The sequence below is a fragment of the Aeromonas sp. 603404 genome, assembly GCF_049171775.1.
GTDB classification, from domain to species: domain Bacteria; phylum Pseudomonadota; class Gammaproteobacteria; order Enterobacterales; family Aeromonadaceae; genus Aeromonas; species Aeromonas veronii_A.
On the sequence record NZ_JAAKPE010000002.1, the window covers coordinates 356594 to 376415 of the forward strand.

The following is a 19822-nucleotide window of genomic DNA, read 5'->3' on the forward strand; positions in this document are numbered from 1 at the left end:
TGATCCTGATTCGCTAATCAGTACAAAAAAGCGGCCATTATCGACTCAGTTCCCAGTTTCTAACGCTTTCGCTTCTTCCCCATCCGGCCACCGTCCGCTTCGGCTACACGGTATCAAGCGCCATCGGGTGGGGCCTGTCACACAAAAAGAAGAAAGCAATGTATGAGCAAACAACTGGACATGACCCCATTGCCGGATCTCTCCCTGAAAACGGGAACAGGCCCGGTGCGTACCCGGCTACCCGTCTGGCGGCCGGCCTTGCCACCCTGCAATCACGCCTGCCCGGCCGGAGAAAATATCCAGGCCTGGCTCTCTTTGGCGCAGGCCGGTCGTTTTGAGGCGGCCTGGCAGACCCTGATCGAAGAGAACCCCTTGCCCGCCATTCATGGCCGGGTCTGCTATCACCCCTGCGAGAGCGCCTGCAACCGCGGTCAGGTGGATGAATCTGTCTCTATCCACGCCATCGAGCGTTTTCTCGGCGACGAGGCGCTGGCCCGTGGTTGGCAGCCTGCGCCACCTGCCCCTGCCAGCGGCAAGAGGGTGCTGGTGATCGGCGCCGGCCCCTCCGGTCTCTCCTGTGCCTGGCACCTCAACCGGCTTGGCCATCAGGTGGAGATCCGCGAAGCGGGGCCACTGGCGGGCGGCATGCTGCGCTTCGGTATTCCCGCTTACCGTCTGCCTCGCGACGTGCTGGATCGGGAGGTGGCCCGCATCGTGGCGGCCGGGGTGACCCTGACCCTCAACCACAAGGTGGAGGATGTGCTGCGCGAGCGCGATGAGGGGGGCTTTGATGCCGTCTTTATGGCCATCGGCGCCCATCTGGCCAAGCGGGTCGATATTCCGGCTCGGGAAGCGGGCAAGATCCTCGATGCGGTGAGTTTCCTCGAACAGGCCAGTCTGGCCGAAGAGCAGGGCTTGCCGCCACCCAAACTGGGACGGCGGGTAGCGATTTATGGGGGGGGCAACACCGCCATGGATGCGGCCCGTACCGCCCGTCGCCTCGGTGTGGAAGAGGCGATGATCATCTACCGCCGCGATCGGGACCATATGCCTGCCCACGCCTTTGAAGCCGACGAGGCCGAGGAGGAGGGGATCAAGATCAACTGGCTGCGTAGCATCCGCCAGCTCGACAACACCAATATCGAGGTGGAGGTGATGGCGCTGGATGCCGAGGGCAAACCGGTACCCACCGGCAAGTTTGAAACCCTTGAAGCGGACTCCCTTATTCTGGCGCTCGGTCAGGAGGTCGATCTCTCGGTGCTGGAGAGCATTCCTGGCGTGCGGGTCAACAAGGAGGGGGTAGTTCAGGTGGCTGGCAACCTGATGACGGATGTGCCGGGTCTGTTTGCGGGCGGCGACATGGTGCCCTCCGAGCGCACCGTCACCATCGCCACCGGCCATGGCAAGAAGGCAGCGCGCCATATGGATGCCTGGCTGCGCGGTCGCCACTACCACAAGCCGCTCTCCTACCCGCTGGTGGGGCCGGAGCAGTTGCAGCTCTGGTTCCAGACCCACGCCCCGGCCAGCAGCCAGCCGGTCAAACCGGCGTGGGCGCGGGATGACTTCGGCGAGATCATCGGCGGGCTGGATGAGGTGGCCGCCCGTTACGAGGCGGCGCGTTGCTACTCCTGCGGCAACTGCTTCGAGTGCGACGGCTGCTACGGCAGTTGCCCCGAGCAGGCCATCGCCAAGCTGGGGCCGGGCAAGGGCTATCAGGTGGATGCCGAGCGCTGCACCGGCTGCGGTGCCTGTCACGACCAGTGCCCTTGTCACGCCATCGAGCTGCGCCAACCGGAGGAGTCCCAATGAAACATGAACTGATCATGGTCGACGGCAACGAAGCCGCGGCCCGGGTGGCGTACCAGCTGAGTGAAGTGTGTGCCATCTACCCCATTACCCCGAGCTCGACCATGGCCGAACTGGCCGATGCCTGGGCGGCGGAGGGGCAGACCAACCTGTGGGGCAACATCCCCACCGTAGTGGAGATGCAGAGCGAAGGGGGGGCGGCCGGCACGGTACACGGCGCCCTGCAGGCGGGGGCGCTCGCCACCACCTTCACCGCCAGTCAGGGGCTGATGCTGATGCTGCCCAACATGTACAAGATTGCCGGTGAGCTGACCTCGGCGGTGTTCCATGTGGCGGCCCGCTCGCTGGCGGCGCAGGGACTGTCGATTTTTGGCGACCATCAGGACGTGATGGCGGCGCGCAGCACCGGCTTTGCCATGCTTGCCTCCGGCTCGGTGCAGGAGGCGCAGGACTTGGCCTTGGTTGCCCACAGCGTCACCCTGCAGTGCCGGGTGCCCTTCATCCACTTCTTCGACGGCTTTCGAACCTCCCACGAGGTGAACAAGATCACCGCCCTGCATCGGGATGAAATTCGCGCCCTTATCGACAACGACTGGGTACGCGCCCACCGTGCCCGGGCGCTCAACCCGGATCATCCGGTGATGCGCGGTACCGCCCAGAACCCGGATACCTACTTCCAGTCCCGCGAGAGCGTCAACCCCTTCTACGAAGCGGTACCGGCGCGGGTGCAACAGTGCATGGACAACCTCGGCGAGCTGACCGGCCGCCACTACCGGCTGGTGGAGTATCACGGTGCGCCCGATGCCACCGATGTGATCGTACTGATGGGCTCGGGGGCGGCTACCGTCCGCACTACCGTGGATTGGCTCAACCAACAGGATCGCAAGACAGGGGTCTTGGTCATTCGCCTCTATCGCCCCTTCCCGGTACAGGCGCTGCTCGATGCGTTGCCCGAGAGCGTGCGGCGCATGGCTGTGCTGGATCGTACCAAGGAGCCGGGGGCGGGCGGTGAGCCGCTGCTGCTGGATGTACAGAGCGCGCTGATCGACGGCTTGCAGCGCGGCCTTATCAAGCGGTTGCCGTGGCTCAGTGGCGGTCGCTACGGCCTCTCTTCCAAAGAGTTCACCCCCGCCATGTGCGCGGCTGTGTTCGAGGAGCTGGCATCCGATGTGCCGCGCCCGCGCTTTACCGTGGGGATCGTCGATGATGTGTCGGGCCTCAGTCTGGCCTGGCACCCCATCGGTGATCTTGAGCCCGCCAGTCGGGTGCGGGCGCTCTTTTTCGGCCTCGGTGCCGACGGCACCGTGGGCGCCAACAAGAACAGCATCAAGATCATCGGCGAGCTGGAGGGGTTCCACGCCCAGGGTTACTTCGTCTACGACTCCAAGAAGTCGGGCTCGCGTACCGTCTCCCACCTGCGCTTTGGCCCCGAGCCCATCGATGCCCCCTGGCTTATCGAGCAGGCGAGCTTTATCGGCTGCCACCAGTGGTGCTTTGTCGAATCGGTCGATCTGCTGGAGCACGCCGCCGAGGGGGCGACCCTGCTGCTTAACGCCCCCTATGAGGCTGACAAGGTGTGGGGCCAGCTGCCCGAGCGGCTGCGTGCCCGTATTCGCGCCCTCAATATCCAGCTCTACTGCATCGATGGGGATCGGGTGGCCGAGCAAAACGGTATGGGCAATCGCATCAACACCATTATGCAGACCTGTTTCTTCGCGCTAGCCGGAGTGTTGCCACGGGACGAAGCCATTGCGCTGATCAAGGAGAGCATCGAGAAGAGCTATGCCCGCAAGGGGCCCGAGGTGGTCGAGCGCAACTTCGCGGCGGTGGATGACACCCTGGCTCATCTGCACCGGGTGGCCATCCCGGCCGGTGAGGAGCAGATCAGCGACTATCCGTTGCCATTGGCTCCCGGCGGCAGCGAGTTTGTCCAGCGGGTCACTGGCGAGATGCTGGCGGGGCGCGGCGATCTGATCCCCGTCTCCATGCTGCCGGTGGATGGCACTTACCCCACCGCCACCAGCCGCTTCGAGAAGCGGGATATCGCCCGCGAGATCCCGATTTGGCATTCGGATATCTGTATCCAGTGCGGCAACTGCGTCTTTGTCTGCCCCCACGCGGCGCTGCGGGCCAAGTTCTACCATCAGGACTGGCTGGCAACCGCCCCCGAGGCAGCGCAGTCGGTGCCCGTCACCGCCAAGGGTTTCCCCGATAGCCGCTACACCTTGCAGCTCTATCCGGAAGATTGCACCGGCTGCGGCCAGTGCGTGCAGGCCTGTCCGGTACGGGCCGGAGCCGATGAGGAGCACGAGGGCGAACGTGCCATCACCATGATGGATAAGGCGCCCCATCTGGCTGGCCAGAAACAGGCGCTGCGCTGGTTCGAGAGCCTGCCCTGGCCTGCCCGCGAGCGGGTGGACTTCTCCACGGTGCGCGGTGCCCAGTTCCTCGAACCCCTGTTCGAGTTCTCCGGTGCCTGCGCTGGTTGTGGCGAGACCCCCTATCTCAAGCTGCTGACCCAGTTGTTTGGCGACCGCATGCTGGTGGCCAACGCCACCGGCTGCTCCTCCATCTACGGCGGCAACCTGCCGACTACCCCGTGGGCCAAGAATGGCGAAGGGAAGGGGCCCGCTTGGTCCAACTCCCTGTTTGAGGACAACGCCGAGTTTGGCTTTGGCTTCCGCCTCACCGCCGATCAGCATCACGGTCAGGCGGTGGCGGCCCTTGAAGCGATGAAGGGGGAGCTGGGCCCAGAGCTGGTCGATACCCTGATTAGCGCACCGCAACGGCTGGAGTCGGAGATCCGCGCCCAGCGCACCCGGGTGGCGCAAGTGCGCGAGCGGCTGGAAGAGGTGAAATCCGGCAAGGCCCGCGAGCTGCTGTCACTCATCGATCAGCTGGTGCGCCGTTCGGTCTGGATTATCGGCGGCGATGGCTGGGCCTATGACATCGGTTCATCAGGGCTCGACCATGTGCTCGCCTCCGGCCGCGATGTGAACGTGCTTGTGATGGATACCGAGGTCTACTCCAACACCGGCGGCCAGATGTCGAAATCGACCCCGCTCGGTGCCGTCGCCAAGTTCGCGGCGGGGGGCAAGACGCTGGCGAAGAAGGATGTGGCGCTGCAAGCCATCTCCTACGGCAACGTTTATGTTGCCCGCATCGCTTTTGGTGCCAACCCGCAGCAGGCGCTGCAAGCGTTGCGCGAGGCAGAGGCCTATCCGGGCCCGTCCCTTATCATCGCCTACAGCCACTGTATCGCTCACGGTATCGATATGGAGTTTGGCCTGACCCAGCAAAAACGGGCCGTCGCCTCCGGCCACTGGCCGCTGATGCGCTACAACCCGGTACTGCGCAGTGCGGGGCAGAACCCCTTCAGCCTCGACAGCCTGCGCCCTTCCATTCCCCTTGCGGAATACCGGCAGGAGGAGACCCGTTATCGGGTACTGGCCCAGAGCCATCCGGAGGAGGCCGAACGGCTGATGCAGGTGGCGCAACAAGTGGCGTGGCAGAAGTGGGCCACCTACGAGGAGATGGCCACCCGCGAAACCAGCCATTTCCATCCGCCGGTGTGAGGATTGTGTGAGTGAAATATAACCAAGCGGGCCAATGGCCCGCTTTTTTAGTCATTTGGGTAGGGACGGGCTCGTTATAGAGTAAAAGCATCCATATTTCCGACTCTAATCGAGGTCGTATTTTAAGGTGAATGGCACTAAGGCATTGAAAGTTTTCATAAATACGTCTGTGTTAGAGTGGTTCACTTCACAGAATAAATTTGTTAGGTGCTTATGACTAATCGCCTTTTAAGTCTCTTGGGGTCATATCCAGAGTGTGACGAATTTCAAATCGGGAGATTGCTTGTTTGGGTCGAATACCCTTCAGGCAGAGACCGTTTAGCTTGTTTGCGTAATGCAGAGGCGATTCTTCCTGAGCTAGAATCTGATATTTCCAGAGTGGAAGAACTTGCTGCGATGAGCATTGGAAGTGCAGTCCCAGCAACTGTAACGGGCATAAGAATTGAAGCAGAACGATCCGCCTCGTATGAATGCACCTTTTTTGACGGGGAACATGAAGATGAATTCATAACCATCAGCAGAGATTCTGGTGGCTACCTTTTTGCTGATGCTCAGAGCAAGCGTGCAAGGTGAAAGAGCTATAGAAAAGGCTTTATAAGAAGCTGACGAAGCTGACACAGAACCAGATAGACAAATGCCGCCATCTTGGCGGCATTTGTCTATCTGTAGGCTGTAGGAGAGTTGGCCAAGGCTTCCTTTTCCTACCAAGGCAGGTAAGCTGCGGGGCAAATAGCGTCAAGCAGGAGAAGGAACGATGACAGAGCAACATATCGCCGGGACGATCGGTATTCTGGGGGCGGGGTGGCTCGGGCTGCCGCTGGCGCGGGCCCTGCTGGCGGCAGGCAAGCCAGTGGCGGTGACGGTCAGCAGCGCCGAGAAGGCGGCCCGTTTGCAGGGGGAGGGGATCGCTGCCTATCCGCTGACCATCTCTGCCAACATGGGTTCTGCCGAGATGCCCGTCGCTGATAAAAAAGAACTGTGGCCCATCCCCTGCGAATCGCTGGTTATTTGCGTACCGCCCAGCAAGACCGATGACTATCCGCAGGCAGTGGCAAGGGCCTGCCAGCTTGCCAAAGCAAGTGGCACTCGGCGAGTGCTGTTTGTCAGTGCCACCTCAGTGTGGGGTGCAGGGCAGCAGGAGGGGGAAGAACCGCAACCCCGCCATGCCCGTGGCGAGCGGATGCTTGCGGCGGAGCAAGCGGTGCTGGCGGCCGGTTTCGAGGCGGTGATGATAGTGCGCCCCTCCGGCCTTTATGGTCCGGATCGCCATCCCGGCCGTTTTCTGGCGGGCAAGACCCTGGATGGCGGCGCCCAGTCGGTCAATCTGGTCCATCTGGACGATGTGGTGGCGGCTTGTATGTTGCTGCTGGAGCGGGGCAAGGATGGGGATGTCTTCAACCTGAGCGCGCCGGTGCACCCGCGCCGCGAGCAGTTCTACCCCTTTGCGGCGCGCCAGCAGGGGCTGCCCGTGCCGGTCTTTATCGAGCCTGCCGGTGAATTTCAGCCCATCGACGGTCAGCTGATTTGCCAGCAGATGGGATTCAACTATCGCTGGCCCGATCCGGCCCACTGGTTTGCCGAGCTCGCCGCCTCGGGCAATTGAGGTTTGCCAAGGGGGTGATCGCCCCCTATCATGCCGCCATCCATGAGAGAGAGGCGGTAATGATGGTAGATACAAAACGTCACCCCGATGGGGAGTTGTTGCTGAGAACCCTGGCAATGCCAGCCGATACCAACCCCAATGGCGACATCTTTGGTGGCTGGATCATGTCCCAGATGGATATAGGTGGGGGCATTATGGCCAAGGAGCTGGCAAAAGGACGTATTTGTACCGTATCCGTCGAAGGCATGACCTTTCACAGTCCGGTCAAGGTGGGCGATGTGGTCTGCTGCTACGGCCGCTGCATGAAGATCGGCCGCAGCTCCATGAAGCTCAAGCTGGAGGTGTGGGTCAAGCCGGTACTGCGGGAAAACGATGCCCAGCGCTACTGCGTGACCGAGGGGATCTTCACCTATGTCGCCATCGACGAACAGGGCAAATCCCGCCCGGTTCCGGTGAGTGCCTGATTAAATCAGCCGGGCATTGATGATGGATATTTCCTGCTCAAGCCCGGTTTTTTGCCGTATCATGCGTTCCAGCATCTCTTCCGAGCCCACATATTGCAGGGTGTCGAACAGGCAGAGATCGCATTGAGGGTCCCGTCTTATCTGATAGACGGTGGACAGCTCCACTTGATGACAATTTCCTTGTTGATCATAAAACGTCACGTTGTACCGAAGTTCTTTCGCCATGAGACAAGGTCCTTCTGGTTGGGTGGAACAGGGACTATCAGCTTAGTCGGCGTGGATGACGTTTGTGATGGTCGCAACAAAAAGCAAAGGCGGGCGGTTGTTAGCCAATGAAAAATAGTTATCGCATTCTTGGCACCTCCCTGCTGACCCTGGGGTTGGTAGGCTGTTTTGAGGTGCCGGATCAGAACCATCTGGTCACAGCTCAAGGGATTGTGCCGGGACTCGACTGCCAGCGTCCGCCGCTGGTAGCGTTGGCGACCACGGCGCTGCCCCGTGAATTCGGGGTGACGGTGTGGAATCTCTACAAGGGCCAGCGCAAGAACTGGCGTGAAGGGATGGACAGTTACGCCAAGGGGCAGGATCTGGTGCTGCTGCAAGAGTCGGCCACCCGTCCCGATATGCTCGACTGGCTGCGCGCCGGTGATTTCCAGTGGCAACAGCTGCAAGCCTTCACCCAGGGCGGCGTGTCGTTCGGGGTGATGACGGTGGCCAAGACCCCGCAGGCGTTCGTCTGTGGCGTGCGCTCCCCCGAGCCCTTGCTGCGCATCCCCAAATCCGGGCTGGTGAGCCTCTATCCGCTGCAGGGCGATCCCGACGGCGTCATGGTCATCAATATCCATGCGGTCAATTTCGAGCTGGGGATGGCCACCTTCCGCGAGCAGCTCAACGATTTGACTGCCTTGGTGCGCCGCCATCAGGGGCCGGTTATTCTGGCCGGTGATTTCAATACCTGGAGCGACAAACGCCAGTTCTGGTTAAGCAAATTGGTTGACGAGCTGGGCTTGCAAGAGGCCGTGCCGGTGCCTGATCAGCGCCGCACCGCCTTCGGCCGCCCGCTGGATCACCTCTACTACCGCAATCTGGATTTGGTCGAGGTGAGTTCACCGGCGACCGACAGTTCGGATCACAACCCCATCATCGCGCGCTTTGCCGCCCAGTCTGTGACTCCCTGACCCCAGTCTGTGACTTCCTGACAAGAGATGGTGCGAGCTCCGCTCATAAAAAAATCCGGCGCCTGATGGCGCCGGATTTTTTATACGCTCTAGCGGTCAACCCGCTCGGGATGACCCGCAGGCATTACTGGTAGAGACCCAGATTCGCTTTGGCGTAGGCTTCGAAATCGGTGCAGCCACCGATGTGCTGCTCGTCCAGGAAGATCTGCGGCACGGTATTGACCGGCTTGCCGGCGCTCTTGGCCAGATCTTCTTTGGTGATCCCTTCGGCATGGATATCCACGTAGCGGAATTTGAAGTCATCGCGCTGTTCGGTCAGCTGCTCGGCGATCTGTACGGCACGGACACAGTAGGGGCAACCCGGGCGACCAAAAATCACTGCAAACATATTTTCTCTCCGTTTTTTAAGCCGTTTTTGTATGGCCGTTGATATGAGGCAGGCAACAGCATAGCCCTGCCTCGTGGCGACTTGAAGCCGAAATTATCGATACCGTGATTCGAGTGGGCCTATTGGCTCAGCTCTCATCGGCGATCTGGATCGGCTGCTGCTGATAGATGCTCTCCAGCACCCCCTTCTCGAACACAGTCCAGGGCCACGGCGCCTTGCTGGCGCGGTAGCGCTCATGGGTGGCCGGATCTTGGGACAGGCCGCGCTGGAACATCACGAACGCCTTGCGCTGGCCGCCTGCCGTGTCGATAAAGCCCACCAGATTGGAGGTGCCGGTGATGGTGCCGGTCTTGGCGTGGACCTTGTTCTTCATCATGGGAGCGGTGACGCTGCGGCGCCACGCCAGGGTGCCATCCACCTGGGAGCTTGGCAGCAGCTTGATCAGGCCAAGTTCGGCATCATTTTTCTGGATGAAGTTCAGCACCGACATCATCTGACGGGCGCTAATGAGATTGTGAGCGGAGAGACCGGAGCCATCGGCCAGGGTGGCATTGCCCAGATCGATGCCGTTCTTGGTCAGGATGGCGCGCACCGCCATGGTGCCGCTGCGATAGCTGCCCGGCTTGTTGTAGTAGTGACGGCCCACGGTTTTGAGGAAGGTATCGGCATAGAGGTTGTCCGATTTCTTCAGCATCTTGGCGAGCATCACTGGCAGGGAGACCGAGTAGTGGGTGCCGAGGGTCTCAGCCCCTTCAGGGGCCTTGTGGGTGACCCGCAGCAGGCCATCATGCTTGATACCGGCACGGTTCATCGCCCAGCGGATGTTGTCCCAGCCCCAGGCTTCCACGTCGTGAATGGCGAAACGCAGCCCCTGCGGCTCCTTGTTCGGGGTGATGCAGCCCTTGAGCTCGTAGAAGTTGCCCTTGGCCATGTCCACTTCCAGTGCGCAGAACTGGCGCGCCATGTCGCCATAGCTCATCACCTCCACGTTGTCGGCACCGATGCCGATGGGCACGCCGGTGGCCACGTTGCCCACCGCCGGTTTGCCAATCTGGGTGGCAGTGATGGTGCCGTAGGCGCAGTTCTTGTCGATGATGACAGAGGAGACGGGAGCGGCGAAGCAGAGGGTCTGATCCCCCCACGACCAGCCGTTGCCGCGCTCGTAGCCGTTGTAGGCGCCGGTGTTGACGTAGACATTGCCCTTGATGCTGGTGACGCCGAGCTGTTTGAACAGGGCCAGCAGATCCATCCGGGAGAGGGTGGGGTCGCCGACGAAGTTGATCCAGATATCGCCGTTGATGGTGTCACCCTGTTTGGCACCGGGCTGTGCCTGAATGTCGGTGGCAAAGCGGAAGTCGGCACCTAGCTCGAGGCGGGCCGCCAGCGCGGTGAGCACCTTCATGGTGGAGGCGGGGGCGATCATCTGATCCGCATGGCGGGCGAACTCGACGCCGTTATTGCCCTGCACCATGATGGCGTACTGGCCACCCTGAGGGGGCGTCAGCGGGGCGGCATGAGCCGCCAGAGAAGAAAAGAGAGCACAAAAACCAATCAACAGCCGCTGCATAACATCCTCTAACGTGACGAAGGGCCCGGCAGTGGTGCCGACCCTGATAATTCAACCCGCCGATGCGGGATCGACGGGATAACGCAATTCATGCCATGTATGCCGGTCGCCATCATGTCATCGAGTTGGCGGTACGATAGCGACCCTCATAATCAAAAATTTTCTCTTTTATCTGCCAGAAGCGACCCGATTTGCGGGCGATGACAAAATCCGGATGACGGAACTGGCTTTGCGCGGCCAGCACGCTCGCCAGGGTGGCAAATTCGGGCTCCAGCCCCGGTGCGGGCCAATGATGACGCACAAAGTGCTGTTGAAACAAGCGCCGTGCGCCCGGGGAGTGAAATCCGAAGTATTCACTGAGGGTCAATCCATCCTCATCGTGGTAGGTCACCTCCAGCCGCTCCCCCTGTTTGCCGCGCCCGGCTGTGAGGGTTAGCCCGGCGCAGCGGATCACCATGCAATCCTTGAGATTGAGCGCCTCTTTGAGCTTGTCGTCAGGGTCGACCAGCAGCTGATCGCAGCTCTGGCAGCGGCGGGCGGCGATGTCGTTCTCCGCGCCACAGCTGGGGCAGATCTTGGCGCGAAAGCGGTAGTCACACTCTTCGCGGTTGCCCTCGTCATCTTCAAACAGTCCCTGACAGCGGCGGCCGTAGTGCTCGATCACCTTGCCATCCTCGTCGGTCTTGCCCCAGAAGGTGTTGGCAAAACCGCAGGCGGGGCAGGGCACCTGCACCGGCTCGGTACCGGCGTGGGGGCGGGGCTCCCCCACTTCGGGGGCAAACAGGTTGAAGTTGTTGCCCGCATAGTCGAGCACCAGACAATCGCTCTTGCCCGGCGAGAGACGCAGGCCACGCCCGACGATCTGCTGGTAGAGGGAGACCGACTCAGTGGGCCTGAGCATCACGATAAGATCGACATGGGGGGCATCAAAGCCGGTGGTGAGCACCGCCACGTTGACCAGAAACTTGAGCTCGCGCGCCTTGAAGGCGCTGATAAGGGCATCGCGCTCCGGTCCCGGCGTTTCGCCGGTGATAAGGGCTGCCTGCTGGCCTCTGGCGCCAAGCAGGCCGTGAATTTCACGGGCGTGTTCGACGGTGGCGGCGAAGATCATCACCCCCTGCCGGTCGGCGGCATACTCCAGCACCTGGCTCAGGATATGGGGGGTGACCCGCTGCTGGCGCTTGAGCTCTCCGTTGAGATCTGCCTCGCTAAAGAGGCCGTTCTCCCGTGCCACCAGCTTGCTGAAGTCGTAGTGAACGATGGGGGCATCCACCATGCGCGGTGGGGTCAGGTAGCCGTTTTTGACCATAAAACGCAAGGGCAGCTCGAACACGCAGTCGCCAAACAGCCGTTCGCCGTGGCTCTTGACCATGCCGTGATAGTGGCGCCGGTAGATCCAGCCCAGCCCGAGCCGATAGGGAGTGGCGGTGAGACCGAGGATCTTGAGGGCCGGATTGGCGGCCTTGAGGTGGCCTAACACCTGATGGTACTGGCTGTCATCATCGAGCGAGACCCGATGGCACTCATCGATGATGAGCAGCGAAAACGCCCCGTCGAAGGCAGCCAGATTGCGCGCTACCGACTGCACCGAGCCGAACACCACCTGGGCGCTCGCCTCCTTGCGATCCAGACCGGCAGCGAAGATATCGGCCTTGAGCCCCCACGCCTCGTACTTGGCATGGTTCTGCTCCACCAGCTCCTTGACGTGGGCCAGCACCAGCACCCGGCCGCGCGCTTTGCGGGCCAGTTCGGCGATCACCAGACTCTTGCCGGCCCCGGTGGGCAGCACCACCACGGCGGGATCCGGATGTTTGCGAAAGTGGTTGATCACGGCGTTGACGGCGTCGGTCTGATAGGGTCTTAGAACGAACATGCAGGTTTGGCGCGGGGCTTGGCAGGATGGCGCCATTATAGGGATCTTGCCGCCAAAAAACAGCGGGCCGACATGATGCCGGCCCGTTGAATACATTGCGTGCTTAGTGGAAGGGGAAGAGGTAATTCATCCAGCTTGCCATGCGCAGCAGTACCTTGCGCATCACAGAGACGTGGTGGAAGTACTCGGTATAGACAGCGGCCTGTCCGCTGGCACCGGCAATCACCTGATACTTGGCCCACTCGGGGTCGGTGATGGAGATGAGCACCGGCATGCGGCCCGGGCGGATAGCGCTGGTCTGATCCAGCAAACCGGCGTTGGCCTGCACGTTACCGGCGGCAATGGCCGGGATCACGGCGGTCACCTTGCCCTTGAAGATCTTGCCGGGGATACCGTCAATCACCACTTCGGCCTCATCACCCACCGCCAGACGCTGCATGCTGTTCTGCCAGAACCAGCCAACATAGGCAGTCTCATCTTTGTGGATGAAGGTCATCACCGGACGGTACATAAAGGGGGTGGCGATCATGCCTGGACGCAGGGCAAGCTGCACCACATGGCCATCGCTCGGGGCATAGACCACGGTCTGGGCCAGCTGGTATTTGGCTTCATCGAGCTGGGCCTGCAAATCTTCCAGCGTGGCGCGTTGCTGATCCATCTGGGCGGCGATCTCGTCTACGCTCGCCTGAGTCACGTCGAGGTCACGCTGCTTGCCGACGCCGCGGCGCATCAGGTCACTGGCGCGATCTCTGTCCAGTTTGGCGGAGCGTAGTCTGGCGTCAATGGACTTGAGTTGATCCTTGTTGGCATCAAGTCGGGCGCTCAGGCTCTCCACTTTCAGTCTGAAAGGCTCGTCATCGAGGCGAAACAGCACATCGCCCTTCTTGACCGGCTGGTTGGCTTGCACCGGCACCTCGACCACCCGGCCCTTGACCAGCGGCACAATGGGGGTGGAAAGGTAGTAGTTGCGCGCCATCTCGGAGTAGGGGTGGTTGTAGTTCATCAGCATGATGAGGGTGCCGATAAGCAGCACGCCGCCCAGTGCTGCGGTGGGGACGGTCCACTTGTTGAGCGGGATGCGGAAGATTTTGAAAATGGCTACACAGAGTGCCGTATAGGTCAGGATCAGTAGCAGGTCCATGATTTATCCCTGTTGCTCTTGCTGTTCGATATGGTTGAGACGGCCCTTCAGCTCAGCCAGCTCTTCTCTGAGGGCCGCGATATCATCTTCATCTTTTTGCAGGCGCTGGTTAAAGCCCCAGCCGCGATCGGGGCGATAGAGGGTTGCCCAGATCCAGAGGAAAGGCCATAACACATGCAGGGTGAAGAGACTGACCCAGCCGGCAACATGGATGGCATCCTGATGGGGATGATTCCGATGTTTGGCGATTTCGTAAGGAATATCGTGGATCACGATGATTCCGTAGAAGATGACCAGCGCGACAAAGACGAGCAGGCCAAGGGCAAAGTAATCAAGGAACATGTATAACCTCCACTGGCTTTAAGCACAGCTTTATCATTGATTCATATATTCGGGAAAGCAATTTAAAATCACATATTTATCGTCAGGTCGCACGGAATCTTAAGGGCTTGTGCTGTATAGGAGCTTAAGGGAATAACGAGTTGTTTTATTGGTTTTTTTGTCAATTAAAAAGGGGCCTTTTGGCCCCTTTTTTACCACCTCAAGTCAGGCATCACCCTTCACTGGGATTGCTAACCAATGGTTGGCGGAACTTCATCAGGAAGGCCACGGTAATGGCCGCAGTTGCAGTCAGGCCGATGATGGTGGAGGTCCCCATCTCCAGCCCGAACCCGATGGGGGCGTTGGCCAGATAGGTGATCACCACAGCAGTCATGAACATGGCGGGAATGGTGCAGATCCAGTGCAGCTTGCCCTCTTTGATGAGGTAGGCAGCCGCAGCCCACAGCATGATGACGGCGGTGGTCTGGTTGGCCCAGCCGAAGTAGCGCCAGATCACCCCGAATTCAGCCTTGGAGATGATGAAGCCAATGATAAACATGGGGATGGCGATCAGCAGACGCTTGGCCAGCGGCTTCTGGGTCATCTTCAGGAAGTCCGCCACGATCAGGCGAGCACTGCGAAACGCGGTGTCACCGGAGGTGATGGGCAGGATCACCACGCCGAGGATGGCCAGAATACCGCCCACGGTGCCGAGCAGGCTGGTGGATACTTCGTGTACCACGGCTGCCGGGCCGCCGTTGGCCATGGTGGCGTTGAGTGCTTCGGTGCTGTCGTAGAAGGAGAGACCCAGAGTGCACCAGATAAGGGCGATGATCCCTTCACCGATCATTGCACCGTAGAAGATGAAGCGGCCGGATTTTTCGTTCTGCATGCAGCGCGCCATCAGCGGTGACTGGGTGGCGTGGAAGCCGGATACCGCGCCACAGGCGATGGTGATGAACAGCAGCGGCCAGAGCGGCAGTTCGGTCGGGTGCAGGTTGGAGAAGTCCATCCCGGTGTTGTAGAAGCCTTTGCCGGAGGCGATCAGGCCAACGATGAGGCCGACCGACATGAAGACCAGCAGGGCGCCGAAGATGGGGTAGAAGCGGCCGATGATCTTGTCGATGGGGACTATGGTCGCGAGGATGTAGTAGGCAAAGATTGCCACAATCCAGTAGACCAGATCGGTGGAGGTGAGGTTGGCGAGCAGCCCTGCCGGGCTCAGCACGAATACCACGCCCACCAGCATCAGCAGCACCACGGCAAACAGGTTCATGAAGTGCTTGGCGGCGGTGCCCAGATGCTCACCGACCACGGTTGGCACCGAGGCCCCCTTGGCGCGCACCGACAGCATGCCGGAGAAGTAGTCATGTACCGCACCGGCGAAGATGCAGCCAAAGACGATCCACAGCATGGCGACCGGGCCGTAGAGGGCACCCAGGATGGGGCCGAAGATGGGGCCGACACCTGCGATGTTGAGCAGTTGAACCAGATAGACTTTCTTGTCCGACATGGGGACATAGTCCACCCCGTCAGCCATGGTGATGGCGGGGGTCTTCAGCTCGGGTTTCGGGCTGAATATCCGTTCGATGAATTTGCCGTATATGAAGTAGCCGGCCACAAGTAAGCCGACACAGAGGAAGAACCAGATCATTGCTACGCTCCTGCATTGTTATTTTTTAGTGTGCAGAGCGAGTCTAAAACGGTTGCGCCTGTCTGGCAGGTGAAACTCCCCGAGCGGCGCTTTGGCGCGCCGAGCGGTCGGCGGCTGTGATCAGGCGCACACTCCGCGGTTCAGTCCAGCCCCAGCTGATCTTTGAGCTCCTTGAGATAGCGACGACTGACCGGCACCCGGGCGCCGCTCGGAGTGACAATCTCTGCCAGCTGGTTATCCAGCAGCCGGATCTCGAAGATGGCGTAGGGAGAGACCAGATATTGGCGGTGGCAGCGCAGCAGCGGGCTCTTCTCCTCAAGTGATTTGAGGGTGAGCTGGGTGTGGAACAGCTCGCCCTGACAGGCCACATGGACCCCGCCCAGATCGGAGAAGGCATACTCCACCTGCTCGACGGGCAGCAGCCTGACCCGGTTGTGCAGATAGCCCGGAATATGTGCGATGGTGGGGGCCAGCCGCTCGATGGGCTGCGGGGAGATATCCTGCTTGAGGCGAGTCAGCGTCTTGGCGAGCCGGGCGGGCTCCACCGGCTTGAGCAGGTAGTCGAAGGCGTTCTCTTCAAAGGCCTGAATGGCATATTCGTCAAAGGCGGTGACAAAGACGATGCGGGGCAGGGGGTCGAGCATGGCGACCAGCTCCATGCCGCTCAGCTTGGGCATCTGGATATCGAGGAACACCACATCAGGCTTGAGGCGCTGAATAAGCGGCAGCGCCTCGATGGCGTTGGCCGCTTCCCCCACGATCTCGATGGCAGGATCGCAGGCCAGCTGCTGCCTCAGCTCTTCGCGGGCGTAGTGTTCGTCATCGACTATCAGAGTGCGGATCATGGTTGCTCCTTGGGGATGGTGAACGACACCCGGGTCCACTGTTCCGGCTCGCACGCAATAGTCACGCCATAGCGCTCGCCAAAGGCGCTTTTCAGTCGCCGGTCTACGATGGTCATGCCCAGACCGTCGCCAGCGGGATGTGCTTGCCAGGTGCCTGCATTATCTTCCACATGGATGGTGACGCTGGTGGGATGCTCATCGGTCCAGAGGCGAATGCGCCCCTGCTCCAGCAGAGTCGAGATGCCGTGCTTGATGGCATTCTCGATCAACGGTTGCAGGGTGAAGCTGGGCAGTCGCAGTGTGGCCAGATGGGGCGGGATCTCGTTTATCACCGTCAGCCGATCGCCAAAACGGGCCAGCTCGATCTCCAGATAGGATTGGCAGTGCTCCTGCTCCTCCTGCAGAGTCGCAAGGCCGCTTTGGCGTTTGAGGTTCTTGCGAAAGAACAGCGACAGATGCAGCAGCAGATCCCGCGCCTTGTCCGGATCGCGCCGGGTGATGGCACTGATGGTGTTGAGGGTGTTGAACAGAAAGTGGGGGTTGATCTGGGCTTGGATCAGCTTGAGTTCGGACTGCACCAGCAGCCGCTGATGCTGCTCCAGCCGACCGGCCAGCAACTGCTGTGACAGCAGGTTGGCAATCCCTTCCCCCAGGGTGTGGTTGATCTTGAGAAACAGCCGCTTCTTCGGCTCGTAGAGCTTGATGGTGCCGATCACCCCCTTGTCCCCCTGCAGCGGGATCACCAGCACCGAGCCCAGCTGGCAGGCGGAGGAGAGGCTGCAGCGATAGGGCTGGCTGTTGCCATCGGCAAACAGCACCTTGTTCTGGGCGATGGCCTGCATGGTGATGGCTGACGCGATGGGGGTGCCCGGCAGATGGTGATCTTCGCCGGTGCCGATAAAGGCGAGGATCTGCTCGGTGTCCGTGATGGCGACCGCCCCAACGCCGGTCTCCTCCTGAATGATGCGGGCAATCTTGTTGCTCGCCTGTGGGGTAAAGCCCTGACTCATGATCCCCACTGTACGGTTGGCGATATTGAGCGCCTTGGCGGAGAAGACCCGGGAGAACTTCTCATACATCCGCTGCTGGTCGCGGATCATGCTGATAAAGAGCGCCGCGCCGCAGGAGTTGGCGAGAATCATCGGGGTGGCGATGGTGCGCACCAGCAGCAGGGATTTGTCGAACGGGGTCGCCACCAGCAGGATGATGACCATCTGCATGATCTCGGCGTAGAGGGTGGTAAAGAAGGCGATACGCGGTTCAAACAGGGCATCCGTTCGCCCCGAGCGCATCAGTCGCCAGTGCACTATGCCCCCAAGCAACCCCTCGCAGGTGGTGGAGATAGCGCAGGCGAGATCGGTAAATCCCCCCAGCGTATAGCGGTGCAGACCACCGGTCAGCCCCACCAGAAAGCCCACCAGCGGCCCCCCCAATAATCCCCCCAAGACGGCGCCGACCGCCCGGGTGTTGGCGATGGCATCGTCGATATCGAGGCCTACATAGGTTCCGAGGATGCAAAAACATGAAAATATTATGTATATCAGTATCTTGTGAGGAAGCCTCACTGAATAGTTGGCAAGCGGGCGAAGCAGCGGGCTTTTCGAGAAGAGATAGGCGATCACCAGGCTGACGCTCATCTGCTGTAACAAAGAGAGAACCAACTGCATAAAAAACGCGCCTCATCAGCCAGCCTAAAAAACAACCAGCCCGTGAATAAGTGTGATCAGGATCTTGTTCTGTTGGCCCAACTGGGCGCAACGGGCCGTCAGTTTGCCAGAAAAACTGGATAAAACTACATTAAATCAGCATGTTAAATTGATATTTGTGTAAGAGGTGATGGATTGCTATTGATGAATGGAGCATGAATGTATCCGCCGGATACGCCACACGGAGGTGGCATGCTCCGCCCGGCCCCTTGGCTGGGCGTTTTTTATACATGGTCAGTTGGCAACCTTCTGATGGGGGTTTGAGCAATTATTCCGGTTTGTCCAATGAGTTATCCCCAGCTTCTGGGGATAACTCAGAATGCAAAGTAGTAACAGAAGCGGCGGGTCAGATTGAAGAACTGCCGCTGTCCCTCATCCAGCTCCTCCTGTTTGATAAAGGCACTGATGGTGCGTTCATCTTCCCGCAGATCGATCATGGCGACCGCTTCCGGCCGCTGGGCCTTGATATAGGGCAGGATCTTCGGCTTGAGGGGCATGGTGGGTTCGGTAGAGAGTACCAGCGCAATGCTCTCGTCGGAGAGTTTCACCAGGGAGCCCGGTGGGTAGACCCCCAGCACCTTGACCAGCAACTTGACCAGATTCTGGTCGAACTTCTTCTGGGATAACTTGTAGAGCTGGCTGATGGCCTGACTCGGTGCCGCCGGCGTGCCACTGTTGCGGGGATGAAGCAGCTCGTCGTAGAAGTCGACCAGTCCGATCAGCCGCGCCAGCGGCGGGATCTCCCCCCCCTTGATCCCCAGCGGATAACCGCTGCCGTCGAGCCGTTCGTGGTGCAGATGGGCTACCTGACGAATTTTGGGCTCAAAGGCATTGAGTTGGTTCAGCATGTCAAATCCGTACTGGGGATGCATCTTGAGGAAGTTCTGCTCGGCCTTGTTTAGCTCACCACGCTTTTGGGTGATCTGGCTGGGAATTTTCAGTTCACCTATGTCGTGGATAAGTCCCGCAAGGCCGGTCTCTTCCAGCTCGATGGGATTCATCCCCAGTTCGCGCGCCATCAACATGGCAATGAAAGCCACGTTGAGACTGTGCTGCAGCAGGACATCGGTGTGGGGACTGCGGATCAGGTGGAGCCCGAGGGGGCCCTCGTGCTGACTGAGGGTGAAGGCGGCATTGCGGACGATCTGGGCGGTGTTGGCCAGCCCTTCATCCGGTTTGAGGTTGAGTGCCCCGAGCGCATCGCGCAGCTCGCTCATGGACTGGCCAAAGGCCTTGTCGGCGGCGCGCATGGAGCGGCGAAAGGCTTTTTCGTCAAAAGGGGGCGGGCCGGCATCAATCAGGGACTCCAGCTCTTCGAGATCGGGCCCGGCATCGGGGATATCGCCACGCAACAGTGGCTCGATAGGCAGATCGCTCTTGTCCGGATCCACCATCATCAGGCTCAGATCAAGGTGGCGGATGATATCCAGCTGCTGCTGATCTTTGATTTTGAAGGCATTGAACATAAACGGGTGGTTGGTCCATCCGGTGGGGAGATGGATATAGTGGCCTACCCGCAACTGTTCTATGGAGGCTTGGATCAGTGCCATCGGTTAACCTGCATTTCTGGAATGCCTACTCAACAAGCTAGCAAAATCCGATGGATAGACAACTAAAAATCCATTTCGGGGCTACGGAGCACCCCGTGCTGTTATGGGGCGCACGAGCGCCGTGCTTCTCCTCTTAATTCGCGCTTAAGTT

16 protein-coding genes are annotated in these 19822 nt (G+C 60.2%); 6 read left to right on the forward strand and 10 right to left on the reverse strand.

Annotation, left to right across the window (positions count from 1 at the left end):
- Positions 1-162: 162 nt before the first annotated feature.
- The 5 genes from G5306_RS05530 to yciA all read left to right on the forward strand — a co-directional run bounded on the left by G5306_RS05530 (position 163) and on the right by yciA (position 7448).
- On the forward strand, positions 163-1809 hold the full coding sequence (locus G5306_RS05530; RefSeq protein WP_421312525.1) for an NAD(P)-binding protein: 1647 nt from the start codon (positions 163-165) through the stop codon (positions 1807-1809).
- A complete protein-coding gene (nifJ, locus tag G5306_RS05535) occupies positions 1806-5381 on the forward strand; it encodes a pyruvate:ferredoxin (flavodoxin) oxidoreductase (RefSeq protein WP_421312526.1) in 3576 nt (1191 codons plus the stop codon). Before G5306_RS05530 ends, nifJ begins: the two co-directional genes overlap by 4 nt.
- Positions 5382-5594: 213 nt before the next feature.
- Complete coding sequence (locus tag G5306_RS05540) at positions 5595-5954, forward strand: hypothetical protein (RefSeq protein ID WP_156128786.1); 360 nt, start codon at positions 5595-5597, stop codon at positions 5952-5954.
- 181 nt (positions 5955-6135) lie between these two features.
- The gene (locus tag G5306_RS05545; protein WP_421312527.1) at positions 6136-6984 is read left to right on the forward strand and encodes an NAD-dependent epimerase/dehydratase family protein; all 849 of its coding nucleotides are present in this window, start codon (positions 6136-6138) and stop codon (positions 6982-6984) included.
- 59 nt (positions 6985-7043) lie between these two features.
- Entirely contained in the window at positions 7044-7448 is a 405-nt protein-coding gene (gene yciA / locus G5306_RS05550) for an acyl-CoA thioester hydrolase YciA (RefSeq protein WP_005337875.1), read from the forward strand.
- Here yciA and G5306_RS05555 read toward each other — a convergent pair whose 3' ends face one another.
- Positions 7449-7673 carry a hypothetical protein gene (locus G5306_RS05555; protein ID WP_005344394.1) on the reverse strand — a complete coding sequence of 75 codons (225 nt, stop codon included), beginning with the start codon at positions 7671-7673 and terminating at the stop codon, positions 7449-7451. It lies immediately after the preceding gene.
- A 107-nt stretch (positions 7674-7780) separates the two neighbouring features.
- On the opposite strand from G5306_RS05555, the gene G5306_RS05560 reads away from it, so the two are divergent.
- Entirely contained in the window at positions 7781-8626 is an 846-nt protein-coding gene (locus G5306_RS05560; RefSeq protein WP_421312528.1) for an endonuclease/exonuclease/phosphatase family protein, read from the forward strand.
- 124 nt (positions 8627-8750) lie between these two features.
- Here the strand turns inward: G5306_RS05560 and G5306_RS05565 are convergent, their stop codons facing one another.
- The 9 genes from G5306_RS05565 to G5306_RS05605 all read right to left on the reverse strand — a co-directional run bounded on the left by G5306_RS05565 (position 8751) and on the right by G5306_RS05605 (position 19671).
- Positions 8751-9047 carry a GrxA family glutaredoxin gene (locus G5306_RS05565; protein WP_224970215.1) on the reverse strand — a complete coding sequence of 99 codons (297 nt, stop codon included), beginning with the start codon at positions 9045-9047 and terminating at the stop codon, positions 8751-8753.
- Positions 9048-9141: 94 nt separating this feature from the next.
- Positions 9142-10581, reverse strand: a complete 1440-nt coding sequence (dacB, locus tag G5306_RS05570; RefSeq protein WP_005350510.1) for a D-alanyl-D-alanine carboxypeptidase/D-alanyl-D-alanine endopeptidase — start codon at positions 10579-10581, stop codon at positions 9142-9144.
- A 112-nt stretch (positions 10582-10693) separates the two neighbouring features.
- Entirely contained in the window at positions 10694-12454 is a 1761-nt protein-coding gene (locus tag G5306_RS05575; RefSeq protein WP_421312543.1) for a DEAD/DEAH box helicase, read from the reverse strand.
- A gap of 103 nt (positions 12455-12557) precedes the next feature.
- The gene (locus G5306_RS05580) at positions 12558-13595 is read right to left on the reverse strand and encodes an HlyD family secretion protein (RefSeq protein ID WP_421312529.1); all 1038 of its coding nucleotides are present in this window, start codon (positions 13593-13595) and stop codon (positions 12558-12560) included.
- Between the two features lie 3 nt (positions 13596-13598).
- Entirely contained in the window at positions 13599-13937 is a 339-nt protein-coding gene (locus tag G5306_RS05585; RefSeq protein ID WP_042032410.1) for a DUF3302 domain-containing protein, read from the reverse strand.
- A gap of 211 nt (positions 13938-14148) precedes the next feature.
- Positions 14149-15570 carry a carbon starvation protein A gene (locus G5306_RS05590; RefSeq protein ID WP_421312530.1) on the reverse strand — a complete coding sequence of 474 codons (1422 nt, stop codon included), beginning with the start codon at positions 15568-15570 and terminating at the stop codon, positions 14149-14151.
- Between the two features lie 140 nt (positions 15571-15710).
- Positions 15711-16415 carry a two-component system response regulator BtsR gene (gene btsR / locus G5306_RS05595; protein ID WP_421255317.1) on the reverse strand — a complete coding sequence of 235 codons (705 nt, stop codon included), beginning with the start codon at positions 16413-16415 and terminating at the stop codon, positions 15711-15713.
- Entirely contained in the window at positions 16412-18082 is a 1671-nt protein-coding gene (locus G5306_RS05600; protein WP_421221455.1) for a LytS/YhcK type 5TM receptor domain-containing protein, read from the reverse strand. Before G5306_RS05600 ends, btsR begins: the two co-directional genes overlap by 4 nt.
- Positions 18083-18435: 353 nt before the next feature.
- Entirely contained in the window at positions 18436-19671 is a 1236-nt protein-coding gene (locus G5306_RS05605) for an HD-GYP domain-containing protein (RefSeq protein WP_216954168.1), read from the reverse strand.
- Positions 19672-19822 lie beyond the last annotated feature (151 nt).

Excerpts from the sequence above, each read along its gene's own strand:
- G5306_RS05580 (WP_421312529.1), bottom strand. The coding sequence starts at position 13,595 with ATGGACCTGCTACTGATCCTGACCTATACGGCACTCTGTGTAGCCATT.
- G5306_RS05575 (WP_421312543.1), bottom strand. The coding sequence starts at position 12,454 with ATGTTCGTTCTAAGACCCTATCAGACCGACGCCGTCAACGCCGTGATC.
- G5306_RS05555 (WP_005344394.1), bottom strand. The coding sequence starts at position 7,673 with ATGGCGAAAGAACTTCGGTACAACGTGACGTTTTATGATCAACAAGGA.
- G5306_RS05530 (WP_421312525.1), top strand. The coding sequence starts at position 163 with ATGAGCAAACAACTGGACATGACCCCATTGCCGGATCTCTCCCTGAAA.
- G5306_RS05600 (WP_421221455.1), bottom strand. The coding sequence starts at position 18,082 with ATGCAGTTGGTTCTCTCTTTGTTACAGCAGATGAGCGTCAGCCTGGTG.
- G5306_RS05585 (WP_042032410.1), bottom strand. The coding sequence starts at position 13,937 with ATGTTCCTTGATTACTTTGCCCTTGGCCTGCTCGTCTTTGTCGCGCTG.
- dacB (WP_005350510.1), bottom strand. The coding sequence starts at position 10,581 with ATGCAGCGGCTGTTGATTGGTTTTTGTGCTCTCTTTTCTTCTCTGGCG.
- G5306_RS05605 (WP_216954168.1), bottom strand. The coding sequence starts at position 19,671 with ATGGCACTGATCCAAGCCTCCATAGAACAGTTGCGGGTAGGCCACTAT.
- btsR (WP_421255317.1), bottom strand. The coding sequence starts at position 16,415 with ATGATCCGCACTCTGATAGTCGATGACGAACACTACGCCCGCGAAGAG.
- G5306_RS05590 (WP_421312530.1), bottom strand. The coding sequence starts at position 15,570 with ATGATCTGGTTCTTCCTCTGTGTCGGCTTACTTGTGGCCGGCTACTTC.
- nifJ (WP_421312526.1), top strand. The coding sequence starts at position 1,806 with ATGAAACATGAACTGATCATGGTCGACGGCAACGAAGCCGCGGCCCGG.
- G5306_RS05540 (WP_156128786.1), top strand. The coding sequence starts at position 5,595 with ATGACTAATCGCCTTTTAAGTCTCTTGGGGTCATATCCAGAGTGTGAC.
- G5306_RS05560 (WP_421312528.1), top strand. The coding sequence starts at position 7,781 with ATGAAAAATAGTTATCGCATTCTTGGCACCTCCCTGCTGACCCTGGGG.
- yciA (WP_005337875.1), top strand. The coding sequence starts at position 7,044 with ATGATGGTAGATACAAAACGTCACCCCGATGGGGAGTTGTTGCTGAGA.
- G5306_RS05545 (WP_421312527.1), top strand. The coding sequence starts at position 6,136 with ATGACAGAGCAACATATCGCCGGGACGATCGGTATTCTGGGGGCGGGG.